Origin of the sequence: Micromonospora sp. NPDC047465, from assembly GCF_040643125.1 — a bacterium.
Lineage (GTDB): Bacteria > Actinomycetota > Actinomycetes > Mycobacteriales > Micromonosporaceae > Micromonospora.
On record NZ_JBEYTP010000090.1, the window covers coordinates 1 to 11,662 of the forward strand.

Annotated in this window: 13 protein-coding genes; 9 read left to right on the top strand and 4 right to left on the bottom strand. The window is 74.3% G+C overall.

Annotation, left to right across the window (positions count from 1 at the left end; genetic code table 11):
• Positions 1–71: 71 nt before the first annotated feature.
• Entirely contained in the window at positions 72–854 is a 783-nt protein-coding gene (locus ABZ793_RS34045; RefSeq protein ID WP_357465004.1) for a PP2C family serine/threonine-protein phosphatase, read from the bottom strand.
• 140 nt (positions 855–994) lie between these two features.
• Here ABZ793_RS34045 and ABZ793_RS34050 point away from each other — a divergent pair, with 140 nt between their 5' ends.
• The 7 genes from ABZ793_RS34050 to ABZ793_RS34080 all read left to right on the top strand — a co-directional run bounded on the left by ABZ793_RS34050 (position 995) and on the right by ABZ793_RS34080 (position 7,152).
• Positions 995–1,231: an HTH domain-containing protein gene (locus ABZ793_RS34050; RefSeq protein WP_089001290.1), complete on the top strand. Its 237-nt coding sequence runs from the start codon at positions 995–997 to the stop codon at positions 1,229–1,231.
• The gene (locus ABZ793_RS34055) at positions 1,231–1,809 is read left to right on the top strand and encodes a Clp protease N-terminal domain-containing protein (RefSeq protein ID WP_357465006.1); all 579 of its coding nucleotides are present in this window, start codon (positions 1,231–1,233) and stop codon (positions 1,807–1,809) included. Before ABZ793_RS34050 ends, ABZ793_RS34055 begins: the two co-directional genes overlap by 1 nt.
• Positions 1,810–1,918: 109 nt before the next feature.
• The gene (locus ABZ793_RS34060; RefSeq protein WP_357465008.1) at positions 1,919–2,920 is read left to right on the top strand and encodes a diacylglycerol kinase family protein; all 1,002 of its coding nucleotides are present in this window, start codon (positions 1,919–1,921) and stop codon (positions 2,918–2,920) included.
• Positions 2,913–3,914 (top strand): YihY/virulence factor BrkB family protein, encoded by a 1,002-nt coding sequence (locus ABZ793_RS34065; RefSeq protein ID WP_357465010.1) that lies wholly within the window; start codon positions 2,913–2,915, stop codon positions 3,912–3,914. Before ABZ793_RS34060 ends, ABZ793_RS34065 begins: the two co-directional genes overlap by 8 nt.
• A gap of 78 nt (positions 3,915–3,992) precedes the next feature.
• Positions 3,993–5,483, top strand: coding sequence for a phosphatase PAP2 family protein (locus ABZ793_RS34070; RefSeq protein ID WP_357465012.1), 1,491 nt, complete (start codon positions 3,993–3,995; stop codon positions 5,481–5,483).
• Between the two features lie 8 nt (positions 5,484–5,491).
• The gene (locus tag ABZ793_RS34075; protein WP_357465026.1) at positions 5,492–6,295 is read left to right on the top strand and encodes an endonuclease/exonuclease/phosphatase family protein; all 804 of its coding nucleotides are present in this window, start codon (positions 5,492–5,494) and stop codon (positions 6,293–6,295) included.
• A 104-nt stretch (positions 6,296–6,399) separates the two neighbouring features.
• Positions 6,400–7,152, top strand: a complete 753-nt coding sequence (locus ABZ793_RS34080) for a hypothetical protein (protein WP_357465014.1) — start codon at positions 6,400–6,402, stop codon at positions 7,150–7,152.
• A gap of 145 nt (positions 7,153–7,297) precedes the next feature.
• On the opposite strand, the gene ABZ793_RS34085 is transcribed toward ABZ793_RS34080, so the two are convergent.
• Complete coding sequence (locus tag ABZ793_RS34085; protein ID WP_357465016.1) at positions 7,298–8,155, bottom strand: alpha/beta hydrolase; 858 nt, start codon at positions 8,153–8,155, stop codon at positions 7,298–7,300.
• Positions 8,152–9,114: a TIGR03557 family F420-dependent LLM class oxidoreductase gene (locus ABZ793_RS34090; protein ID WP_357465018.1), complete on the bottom strand. Its 963-nt coding sequence runs from the start codon at positions 9,112–9,114 to the stop codon at positions 8,152–8,154. The genes ABZ793_RS34085 and ABZ793_RS34090 overlap by 4 nt, the downstream gene beginning before the upstream one ends.
• Positions 9,115–9,432: 318 nt before the next feature.
• On the opposite strand from ABZ793_RS34090, the gene ABZ793_RS34095 reads away from it, so the two are divergent.
• Positions 9,433–10,386, top strand: a complete 954-nt coding sequence (locus ABZ793_RS34095; RefSeq protein WP_357465020.1) for a sporulation protein — start codon at positions 9,433–9,435, stop codon at positions 10,384–10,386.
• 76 nt (positions 10,387–10,462) lie between these two features.
• Here ABZ793_RS34095 and ABZ793_RS34100 read toward each other — a convergent pair whose 3' ends face one another.
• Positions 10,463–10,852, bottom strand: a complete 390-nt coding sequence (locus tag ABZ793_RS34100; RefSeq protein ID WP_357465022.1) for a hypothetical protein — start codon at positions 10,850–10,852, stop codon at positions 10,463–10,465.
• Between the two features lie 279 nt (positions 10,853–11,131).
• Here ABZ793_RS34100 and ABZ793_RS34105 point away from each other — a divergent pair, with 279 nt between their 5' ends.
• A complete protein-coding gene (locus ABZ793_RS34105) occupies positions 11,132–11,539 on the top strand; it encodes a hypothetical protein (protein WP_357465024.1) in 408 nt (135 codons plus the stop codon).
• Positions 11,540–11,662: the final 123 nt, after the last annotated feature.

Below are 11,662 nucleotides of genomic sequence, written 5' to 3' on the forward strand. Positions count from 1 at the left end.
GCTGACCCACAGGCGCATTGATGCCGCTGGCCGGTACCCCGCGCGGGGTACCGGCCAGCGGCGTCTTCACGTCAGTGGGGCGTGGCGGCGTGGACCCGGACGACCACGGCGGTGGCGTTGTCGTCGCCGCCGGCCTCCAGGGTGGCGCCGAGCAGGTCCCGGACCGCCTCCTCCGGTCGTGGCGCCGCCAGCAGTTCCCGGGTCAGGTGGTAGTCGACCTGGTCGCTGACCCCGTCGGTGCAGAGCAGCCACACGTCGCCGGGGCGCAGCGACACGGCGAGCAGGTCCGCCTCCGGCTCGCCCGGGTGCCCCGCGTAGCGGGTCAGCTGGTAGCGGGCGCGGGCGGCGGCGGGGGAGTCGGCCGGGTACCAGCCGTGCAGCACGCCCAGCCAGGCCGCCGTGTGGTCGACGGTCATCAGCTCCAGCAGGCCGTCGCGCAGCCGGTACGCGCGGGAGTCGCCGAGCTGGAGGAGCCAGCCCTGGCCGCCGTCGGGCTCGACGAGCAGGGCGGTCAGGGTGCAGCCGGTCAGCTCCGCCAGACCCGTGCCGGCGGCGCGTACGGCCGACTGGACGCCGGCCACGGCGGCGCGCAACTGCCGGGGGCCGACGTCGGGCCAGGCGGCCCGGACCTGTGCGACCAGGGTGCCCATCGCCGTGGTGCCGGCCCGGCGGCTGCCCTCGCCGGCGCCCATCCCGTCGGCCACCGCCGCGAACGGCAGGGCCGGGTCGACGTGCAGCACGTCGAAGTTGGCCGGATAGCGGTTGCCGACGACGCTGCTGCCGACGGCCTCCACCGTGATCCCGCCGAGCGGATGGCGGCGCGGCTCGGCGGGCGCGGGAACCTCATCGGACACGGGGACCTCGGCATCGGGCACGGGGACCTCGGCGGGCCGGCGGGCGAAGGCTGGACACCGGCGGACCGTAGCACCGGGCGAGCCGAACCCGGGTGTCAACATGGGTTGACAGGATGGGGATGTCAACGTAAGTTGACGATATGAGTCAGGCAACGGAACTCGCCGCGGCAGCCGGCAGCACCGACCCCCGGGTCGGGCTGCGCGCCGTCCGCGCGCTGCGCCGGCTGCTGGAACGGCTCGAGGTGGTCCAGGTGGACAACGCCCGTCGACAGGGCTGGTCCTGGCAGGAGATCGCCGACGAGCTCGAGGTCAGCCGGCAGGCGGTCCACAAGAAGCACGCCGGGCGACCGGCGGTCGGATCCTCCTGGGAGGCGTGATGTTCGAACGGTTCACCGACCGGGCCCGCACCGTCGTGCGAGTCGCCCGGGACGAGGCGCGGGCCGAGGGCCAACGGCCGGTCGGCACCGAGCACCTGCTGCTCGCCCTCCTCGCCGACGGGGACAGCCTCGCCGCGCGGGTGCTCGCCGAGGCCGGCGTCCGCGCCGACGACCTGCGGGCCCGCGTCCGCCGGCACACCGAGCGGGGCGGCACCGGCCTCGCCGACGCCGACGCCGCCGCCCTGCGGGAGATCGGCATCGACCTGGCCGCGATCGTGGCCCGGATCGAGGAGTCGTTCGGCCCGGACGCGCTGCGCGAGGCGGCGCCGGCGCCGCGCCGCCGCTGGGGCCGCCGACGGTACGCGGGCGGGCCGTTCTCCTCCCGCGCCAAGAAGGTGTTGGAGCTGTCGCTGCGGGAGGCGCTGCGGCTGCGCCACCGCCACATCGGCACCGAGCACATCCTGCTCGGGGTGCTCCGTGAGGGGCGGGGGCTGGGCGCGCTGGTGCTCACCGAGGCCGGGGCCGACCTGGCCGACCTGCGCCGGCGGGTGGAGACCGCGCTGCGGGCGGCGGCCTGAGCCTCCGGAGCCGGCGACCCGGGGCGGGATCGTAAACCTGCTTTCGCTGCGCGTAACGTCACCGCGTCGCCGGCTCGCTGCCGCGTCGGATCTGCTGCACACTGGCGCCGTGGATCCTCGACAGGACAGGCGCGCGGCCCATGACGGTGGCCTGCGCTCCGCCGTGGTGGTCAACCCCGTGAAGGTGGCCGACCTCGACGAGCTGCACCGGACGGTCCACGACGCCCTCGCCGCCGCCGGCTGGCCCGAGCCGCTCTGGTTCGAGACCACGGTGGAGGACCCGGGCCGTGGCCAGACCGAAAAGGCGGTCGAGGCCGGCGTGGACGTGGTCTTCGCCTGTGGCGGCGACGGCACCGTGATGTCCTGCGTCAGCGGCCTGGTCGGCACCGACGTCGCGCTCGCCGTGCTCCCGCAGGGCACCGGCAACCTGCTCGCGGCCAACCTGGGACTCTCCGGGGATTTGGCCGCCGGGCTGGAGGTCGCCGTCGAGCGCGGCCGCCGGCTGCTCGACGTCGGCGCGGTCGAGGACCACTACTTCACCGTGATGGCCGGCATGGGCTTCGACGCCCAGATGCTCGCCGACACCTCGGAGACCACCAAGAAGCGGATCGGCTGGCCGGCGTACGTGGTGGGGGCCGCCAAGCACCTGCGCGACCGACCGATGAAGGTGTCCATCCGCATCGACGACCAGCAGCCGATCCGCCGGCGGGCCCGCTCCGTGCTGATCGCCAACGTCGGGCGCCTCCAGGGCGGGGTGCGCCTGCTCACCGACGCCGAGCCCGACGACGGCTACCTCGACGTCGCCGTGCTCACCCCGCGTACGCTGCGGCACTGGCTGGCGCTCGGCTGGGCCGTCGTACGCCGGCAGGACCGCGTCCCCCGGATGGAGGTCTTCCGGGGCCGGCGCGTGGAGATCACCAGCAACCGGGCCCAGCCCCGGGAACTCGACGGCGACCTCATCGAGCCGGGCCGCACCCTGAAGGCCGAGATCCGGCGGCGGGCGCTCTGGCTCTGCGTGCCGCAGCCCGCGCAGGCCCCCGACCTGGCCGAGGACGCGCAGGCGGCCGGAGAGCGGGGCGAGCAGCTCATCGACGAGGCGCACAGTGAGTAGCACCCGGATCGTGCCGGAGACCCGGCTGATGCCCGACGAGGAGCTCAGCGCCGACGACGCCTGGCACACGCTGCGCCGGCAGGGCGGCTGGCACCTGCTGCGGGACGCCTTCATCCGGTTCCGCTACGGCGACGGCTTCAGCCACTCCCGCGCGTTCGCGCTGCAACTGTGCCTCGCCGTGGTGCCGTTCATGATCGCGCTGACCGGCCTGATCAGCGAACTCGGCGTGGAGGAGGGCGGCCAGGTCGTCGCCGACACGGTGCTCGCACTCACCCCCGGGGCGAGCGAGCCGGTGGTGGCCGAGCTGCTCGGCGAGGGCGACCGCACCGAACGCGCCGGGGAGTTGGCGCTCAGCCTCGGCCTGATCACCGGCCTGGTCGCGCTGACCAGCACGATGGCGCAGATCGAGCGCGGGGCCAACCGGATCTACGGCGTGGAACGGGACCGCCCGGCGCTGTGGAAGTACGTCCGCGCCGCCGTCCTCGCCCTCACCGCCGGCGTACCGGCGCTGACCGGGTTCCTGATCCTCGTCGGCGGCGGCCCCATGGGCGACTCGGTGCAGCGGCACTACGCCTGGGGTGAACTCGCCAACGGCGTCTGGGACGTGGTGCGCTGGCCGCTCAGTCTCGGGCTGACCGTCCTGGCCGTCGCGGTGCTCTTCCGGCACGCGCCTCGCCGCAACCAGCCCGGCCTGTCCTGGCTCTTTCTCGGCGCCGGGATCGCCACCGTCCTGTGGTGGGTGGCCAGCCTGCTGCTCGCCGCGTACGTGCGGTTCAGCGACGGGTTCGGCCAGACCTACGGCGCGCTGACCGGCATGATGGCGCTGCTGCTGTGGGCGAACCTGACCGGCATGGCGCTCTTCGGCGGGCTCTCCTTCGCCGCCCAGTTGGAGGCGTTGCGGATCGGCGTGCGCGAGCCGGCCCAGCCCGACCTCTGGGAGCCCGAGGCCGAGCGCGACCAGCTCCACGACACCGGCGACATGACCTCCCTCTAGTCCGTTTCGGACACCCTCCGGTGTACGCGGAGCGCCGATCGGGTATTGCGGCACGCCAGGAGCGAGAGGGAGGCTGCCGTGGACGCGGTCAAAGAGGCGTTGCGTCGACCCCTGGGTCACTTCACCGAGCGGACGCTCGCCGGCCTGGCGGTCGTGCTCGGCGCCGGGGTCGGCTTCGGGGTGCTCCTCGTCCTGGTCCGGACCCGGTGGACCCCGCTGTACGACGTCGACCACGGCGTGGTCGCCTGGCTCAACGACCTGGTCGCCCCGCACGGGCCGCTGGTGACCGTGCTCAACGCGCTCACCGACCTCGGCGGTCGGGCGGTCATCGTCTGGCTGGTGTCGGTCGCCGTGGTCGGCCTGCTGATCCGCCGGCAGGGCCGGCTCGCGGTGTTCCTGATCGTCACCGGTCTCGGTGCGCTGATCCTCGACCCGGCGCTCAAGACGCTGGTCGACCGGCTGCGCCCCGAGGTGGAGGTGCCGATCGGCAGCTACGCCGGGGACAGCTTCCCCAGCGGGCACGCGCTCGGCTCGATGGTCGCGTACGGGGCGCTGCTGCTGGTCTTCCTGCCGGCCATGTCGCGCCGTTGGCGCAGACCCGCGATCGTCCTGGTCGCCGCCGTCGTGTTCCTGATCGGGCTGACCCGGATCGCGCTGGGCGTGCACTTCGTCTCCGACGTGCTCGGGGCCTGGCTGCTCGGCGCCGCCTGGCTCGGCGTCACCGCGTACGCCTTCCGGCTGTGGCGGTTGGAGCGGGGCCGGCCGGTCCCGGCGCTGACCGAGGGGCTGGAGCCGGAGGCCGCGCACGAGGTGGCCCCAGCCCCCGACGAGGCGCACCTGCTGCCGCACCCCCGGGCAGCCGTGTTCGAGGTGGTCGTCGGCTGGGTGCTGGTCCTCGGCGCGCTCTACGGCTTCGGCATGCTCGTCAGCTACCACGCTGGCGGCACCCTCTTCGCCACCCTCGACGCCGACGTGCCGAGGTGGTTCGCGGAGCACCGCACCCCCGACCGGGACGACCTCAGCCACTGGTGGAGCAAGGCCGGCGACACGCACGCCATCCTGCTCATCTCGCTGGTCTTCTGCCCGCTCGTGCTGGCCGTGTGGCGGCGCTGGCGGCCGGTGCTGTTCGTCGCCCTGACCATGTTCGGCGAGCTGAGCCTCTTCCTCGCCTCCGCCGCCGCGGTCGACCGGCCGCGCCCGCCGGTGGGCAACCTCGACGGCCCGATGCCGACCTCCTCGTTCCCGTCCGGCCACATCGCCGCCACGCTCTGCGTCTGGGTCGCCGTCGCGATCATCGTCGTCCCGCGTACGGACAGGTGGTGGCGGTGGATCTTCGTGGCGCTGGCGGTGGTGATGCCGGCCGGCGTGGCGATCTCCCGGATGTACCGGGGGATGCACCACCCCACCGACGTCATGGGCGCGATCATCCTCACCACCGGATGGATCGGGCTGCTCTACTGGGTCGTCCGCCCCAACGAGGACCTGCGTGAGGGCAACCGGCCCAGCATCGAGTCCGAGGACGTGCACACCCTCGACGACGAGCTGGCCAAGGCCGCCCGGGTGGACTGATGGCACCGATGCTGCGGGTGATGAGCTGGAACATCCGGACCGGCGGCCGGGACCGGGGCGGCGCCGACCGCCGGGACCGGCTGGCGCGGGTCGTCGCCGCGCAGCGGCCGGACGTGCTGGCCCTGCAGGAGCTGCGGGGCTTCGACTCGGGCGACGTGCTCGGCGACTTCGCGGGCCGGGTGGGGATGCGGCCCCACCTCGCCCGTTCCTGCTTCGGCCAGCCGGTGGCGGTGCTGCTCCGGCCGCCGCTGCGCGCCCTCGCCGCCGCCCGGGTGCGCCGGCCGTTCCACCACGCCGCGCAGCGGGTCACCGTGGCGACCGACGCCGGCCCGCTGACCGTGCTGAGCGTCCACCTCGATCCCTACTCGGGGCTGCGCCGGCGCGTCGAGGCGGGCTGGGCCGCCGCCGCGCTGCGCCGTACGCCGGGGAAGCTGGCGCTGCTGGCCGGGGACCTGAACACCCTCGACCCCGTGGCCGACCACACCGACCGGATCGCCCGGCTCCCCGCCGCGTACCGCCGCCGTCACCTGCGTCGGGACGGGCGGACGGTGGACACCCGGGCGGTGGCCCGACTGCTCGCCGTCGGCCTGGTCGACCTGTACGCGGCGGCCGGCACGCCCGACGCCGGGCTGACCGCGCCGACGCGGCACGGCGGCGGCGCGGAGTTCTCCGGCATGCGGCTGGACTACCTGTTCGGCACCCCGGCGCTGGCCGCCCGGGTGCGGGACTGCCGGGTGGTCCGGGGCGGCGACACCGAGTACGCCTCCGACCACTACCCGCTCGTCGCGGACCTGGCCCTCGACCCGGCCTGAGCCCACCCGGTCGGTCATTTGGTCACCCGGCCGCCCGGCCGCCCCGCAGGTCGCCTCGACGCGCCCGCCGCCGGGTGCTTGCCGGGGCTGGTTACCGTGTGCCGGTGATCGACTCGCCCGGCCCGGCTCCGCGTGCCACCGGAACACCCGCCACTTCTGAGCCCGCGCCGCTGGTCGTGGCCGTCGCCCGGGGGATCGCGCTGGTCGTGGTGGTGCCCGTGCGGCTGGTCTGGGAGCTGGTCGCCGCCGTCTGCGGGTGGCTGCACCGCTGGCTGCTCGCGCCGGTCGGTCGGTTCCTGGACCGTTGGCTGCTGCGCCCGGTCGGCTGGCTGCTGCGTCACCTGCTGTGGCTGCCGCTGGTGTGGCTCGCCCGCGGCATCGCCTGGCTGGTCCGGACGCTGGTGTGGGTGCCGCTGGTGTGGCTCGCCCGCGGGCTGGCCTGGCTGGTCCGGACGGTGGTGTGGGTGCCGTTGGCCTGGCTGGCGTACCACCTGGTCTGGCTGCCGTTGAGCTGGCTCGCCCGGCTCCTCGCCCCGCTCGGGCGCCTGCTGGCGGCCGGGCTCGCCGCGCTGGGCCGGTGGCTGCTGGCCGCCGGCCGGGTGCTGCTCGATGCGGCGGCGTGGGCGTGGCGGATGACCGGCCGGCTGCTGTGGTGGTGCTACGCGCTCACCCTGCGGCCGTTCGTGCTCGCGGCGGGCTGGCTGTGGCGGCACGCCGTGCGCCCGGTGGGCCGGGCGGTCGCCGCCGCGTGGCGGGCGACGGTGTCGCCGGTCGCCCGTTGGCTGCGCGGCAGCGTCGTCGACCCGGTCCGCCAGGCGACCCGCGAGGTGCTGGCCGCCCTCGGCCTGCGCCGCTGACCAGGGCCGGGCGAACGGCGGTTACAGGACCAGGTTGAGGAGGACGGTCAGGACGATCGAGGCGACGATCGAGAAGAGGATCATCAGGAGGCAGCCGAGGCCACCGCCGGCGGGGCGGATCTCCGTGTTGCCGATGCGCATGTGATCACCTGTTCGTCAGGGACGGGGCGAGCAGGGCACGGATCGCGTCGGCGACCTGCGCCGGCGCGGTGGTCGCGACGTTGTGCGCGGCGCCCGGCACGGTGAGCGTGCGGGCGTGCGGCACCAGCCGGCCCACCTGCGACCGCCAGGACGCCGGCACCACCGGGTCCCGGGAGCCGGCGACCAACAGGGTCGGCGCGGTGATCCGGACCAGGTCCGCCTCGACGCCGTTGCGTACCGAGTGCGCCAGCGTCGCGTGGACGCGCCAGGGGCGGGCGTCCACGACGTCCCGGAGCAGGATCGGCGCCTGTAACGGCGCCTCCCGCAGGGCGTCCACCAGCCACCGCCCGAACTGTCCCCGCCGGGACCGGGCGGCCGGGTCGCCGGTCGGCCCGGCGAGCACCACGGCCCGGACCGCGTCGGGCCGGCGGGCGGCCAGCGCCGCGACGACCTCCGCGCCGAACGAGTGCCCCAGCAGGCAGACCGGCGGCATCCGGTACGCGGCCAGCCAGGCGGCCAGGTGGTTGGCGTGCCGGGCGACGTCGTACGCCGTGCCGGGGCGCTCGGTGAGCCCGAAGCCGGGCAGGTCCGGCGCGTACACGGGGTGGGTGTCGGCCAGCGCCAGGGCGAGTGGGGTCAGGTAGCGGTGGGACACCGCCAGCCCGTGCACCAGCACGACGGGTGTGGCGCCGGTGCCCGGGCCGGCCGTGCGGCGGGTGTGCGTACGGATCCCGTCGACCAGCCGCCACTCGCTGGTCAGGCCGGCGGCCGGGCGCGGCGCGGCCAGCGCGAGGCGCAACTCCTCCGGTCCGAACCGGCCGGGCGGGGTCACCCGGGGCCGCCGGGTCGGCGAGATCCTCACAGCTCGCGCAGCCTCGGCAGCAACTGCTCCTGCGCCCAGTCCAGGAACATGGGTTGCGTCTCGCCGCCCACCTGCACGATCGCCACGTGGGTGAAGCCCGCGTCGACGAACTTCTTGAACGCCTCGACGTGCCGGTCCACGTCGGGCCCGCAGGATATCCCCGCGGCCACGTCCTCCTCGCGGACGAACTGGGTGGCGGCGGCGAACGACTCCGGCCCGGGCAGGTCCGCGTTGACCTTCCAGCCCATCCCGAACCAGCGGAACTGGTCGTGCACGATCTTGCGGCACTCCGCCTCGTCCGGGCCGTAGCAGATGGCCACCTGCCCGTAGCGGGGCCGCCCGACGCCGCCGGCGTCCTCGTACATCTCGATGATGTGCGGGTCGGGCTCGGTGGCGACGATGCCGTTGCCGTACTCGGCGGCGAGGGTGGCCGACTGCCGGCCCGAGGCGGCGATCGCCATCGGCACCGGGCGGTCCGGCCGGTCCCACACGTAGGCGTCGGGCACGTCGTAGTGGTTGCCGGAGAAGGTCAGCGTCTCCCCGTTGAGCAGGGGCCGGATGATCTGGAGCGCCTCCTCGAACATCTCGTGCCGCTGCTGCACGTGCGGCCAGCCGCCGACCACGTGCTCGTTGAGGTTCTCGCCCGCGCCGAGGCCGAGGGTGAACCGGCCGTCCGAGAGCACCCCGACGGTGCTGGCCTTCTGCGCCACGACCGCCGGGTGGTAGCGGCGGATCGGGCAGGTCACGAAGGACATCAGCTCCGCCCGGCTGGTGGCGTGCGCGACCGCGCCGAGCACGGACCAGGCGTACGGGGAGTGGCCCTGCGAGTCCAGCCACGGGTAGTAGTGGTCGGAGATGACGAGCTGCTCGAAGCCGGCCGCCTCCGCCCGCACCGCGTAGTCGACCAGGTGCTTGGGGCCGGCCTGCTCGCACAACAGGGTGTAGCCGACGGTGACCATGGCGTTCTCCTTCCGAGCCGTCTTCCCGCCCGGCTCGGCGCCGGACCGGGCGGATCGTCCACGGATACCCCCGGCGGCGCCGGTCAACCCTCGTTGCCGGTGGCGGAGCGGGCGGCGGGCAGCCGGTGGTTCCCGGCGAGCCGGGGGTCGGCGTCCAGCGCGTCGAGGGCCGCCGGGCCGTGCACCACGCTCGCAGGGAGGTCCGGGCCTGCATGGCCGGCGTGCCCTCACAGGCACTTCACAGCGGTGCCGGATAGGGTCCGAGCAGTCAACGACCCGCTCCAGGGTGGAGTGCGGCGTGATCCTGCGGGAGTTCCGATGGTCTTCAAGAAGATGCTGAGCGCGTTCGGTGTGGGTGGGCCGAGCGTCGACACCGTCCTGACCAACCCGAACACCCGACCCGGCCTGACCCTGGAGGGCCAGGTGAACCTGGTCGGTGGCGACGCCCCGGCCAACGTCGAGCAGGTCGTCGTCAGCCTGGTCACCCGGGTCGAGATCGAAGGCGGCGACACCGAGTACGCCGGCATCATGGAGTTCCACCGGCTGCCGGTCAGCGGCGCGTTCCAGCTCGCCCCGAAGCAGCAGCTCTCCCTGCCGTTCCAGCTCCCGGTGCCGTGGGAGACCCCGATCACCGACGTGTACGGCCAGCGGCTGCGCGGCATGACGATGGGGCTGCGTACCGAGCTGGCGATCGCCCGGGCGGTGGACAAGGGCGACCTCGACCAGGTCAACGTGCACCCGCTGCCGGTGCACGAGCGGATCCTGGAGGCGTTCCAGCAGCTCGGGTTCCGCTTCAAGCACGCCGACCTGGAACGCGGCCACATCCGGGGCACGCAGCAGACGCTGCCGTTCTACCAGGAGATCGAGTTCTTCGCCTCGCCGCAGTACGCGTCGACCATCAACGAGGTCGAGCTGACCTTCGTCACCAGCCCGCACGGCGTCGAGGTGATCCTCGAGTGCGACAAGCGCGGCGGGTTCCTCACCGCCGGGCACGACGCCTTCGGCCACTACCGGGTCTCGTACGCGGACGCCGACCGGACGGACTGGGTCCAGGTCGTCGACGGCTGGCTGCGCGAGACCACCTCGCGCTACGGCAGCCTGCGCGCGCCGGGCTTCGGCGGCCACGGCCACGGGCACGGCCGGGGTCCCGGTATGGGCGGCGTGGTCGCGGGCGCCGCGCTCGGTCTTGTCGGCGGCATGGTCGCCGGCGAGATGATCGAGGACGCGATCGAGGGCGACTTCGCCGAGGACTTCGGCGGCTTCGAGGAGTAGGACCAGACCACACACGGCGGTGGCCTCCGGGACGTACGCCCCGGAGGCCACCGCGTGTTGTGGCGCGCGTACCCGGTCAGTGCCGGGCCTTGCGCTCCTCACTGCTGCGCCAGTTGCTGCCGGCCTTGGCCAGACCACGGCTACCCAGGTAGCCGAGGGTCAGCAGCGTGATCATGAACCACGCGTTGGGGGCCCGGAAGATGTCCACCCCGGCCGAGTTCTTCCCGACCAGCTGCGAGGCGGCCAGCACGCCGATCACGGCCGCGATGTAGACCCAGAACTCGGTGGTCCGCAGCGCCGGCTTGGTCTCGGTACCGGGTGCCTGCATGGCCTCCCGACGACCGTCGGGCACCATCGGCATCGGGCGGGTGGGCGTCTCCTGCATGGCCCGGTCCTGCATGGCCCGGTTGGGCGCTTCCTGCACCGGCCGGTTCATCGGCCTAGTGGATGCAGCCTGCGTGCTCATCTTGTCCTCCTCAGGATGCGATGAGTCGTACCTGCATTCCCTCCCCCCGCTACCGCGTTTCGGCCACGGCACGGTTCGCGTTCATGGCGAGGGCACCCGCCGTCTACCCGACCCCGCGGGGGCAGTAACACCGACCGGCGGCCGGGAAAAATCCGGTCCGCCGGGGCCGCGCGGGGCGCGCCACGGACGGGGTACGCCGCCGGCCGGCCCGGCGGTGCGGGTTTGCCGGGGCGGTCGCCGGGCACGCACCCGGACCGACACTTCTGTGAGGTGATGGACGTGCGTGAGGACGACATGCGACAGGACGCCGCCCGGCGGGCCGAGGACCGGATCGCCGGCGGCGTGTACGGCGAGGGCGTCCTGGACGAGGTGACCGTGCCCCGCACCGACGTGCAGCGGGTCATCCAGGACGAGGATCCGGACGACCCGGCCCACGTCCCGGTCGACCCGGACGTGCTGCGCGACGGGGGCCCCACCCGGGGGCAGGGCGCGATCACCACGACCGGCGGCACCGCCGGCCCGGCCAGCGCCCGGCGGCTGGCCCGGCAGCCCGAGCGGCACCCCGGCAAGGTGGCCCCCACGACCACGGGCGACGCCACCACCGGCGGCATGAGCACCCCCGCCGGCGGCTCCACCAGCGACCAGTCCAGCACCGCCAGCCAGGTCGGCAACTTCACCACCGAGTGACCGACCCCGTCGCGGCCCCACCGGCGTATGCGGGCTCCACTGGACGGTCGGATGCGAGGACGCCGCTGGCCGGTACCCCGTGCGGGGTACCGGCCAGCGGCATCAATGCGCCTGTGGGTCAGT

Bases quoted from the DNA above. Each gene is read 5' to 3' on its own strand.
- ABZ793_RS34050 (WP_089001290.1), top strand. From the start codon at position 995: ATGAGTCAGGCAACGGAACTCGCCGCGGCAGCCGGCAGCACCGACCCC.
- ABZ793_RS34055 (WP_357465006.1), top strand. From the start codon at position 1,231: ATGTTCGAACGGTTCACCGACCGGGCCCGCACCGTCGTGCGAGTCGCC.
- ABZ793_RS34075 (WP_357465026.1), top strand. From the start codon at position 5,492: ATGCTGCGGGTGATGAGCTGGAACATCCGGACCGGCGGCCGGGACCGG.
- ABZ793_RS34090 (WP_357465018.1), bottom strand. From the start codon at position 9,114: ATGGTCACCGTCGGCTACACCCTGTTGTGCGAGCAGGCCGGCCCCAAG.
- ABZ793_RS34095 (WP_357465020.1), top strand. From the start codon at position 9,433: ATGGTCTTCAAGAAGATGCTGAGCGCGTTCGGTGTGGGTGGGCCGAGC.
- ABZ793_RS34100 (WP_357465022.1), bottom strand. From the start codon at position 10,852: ATGAGCACGCAGGCTGCATCCACTAGGCCGATGAACCGGCCGGTGCAG.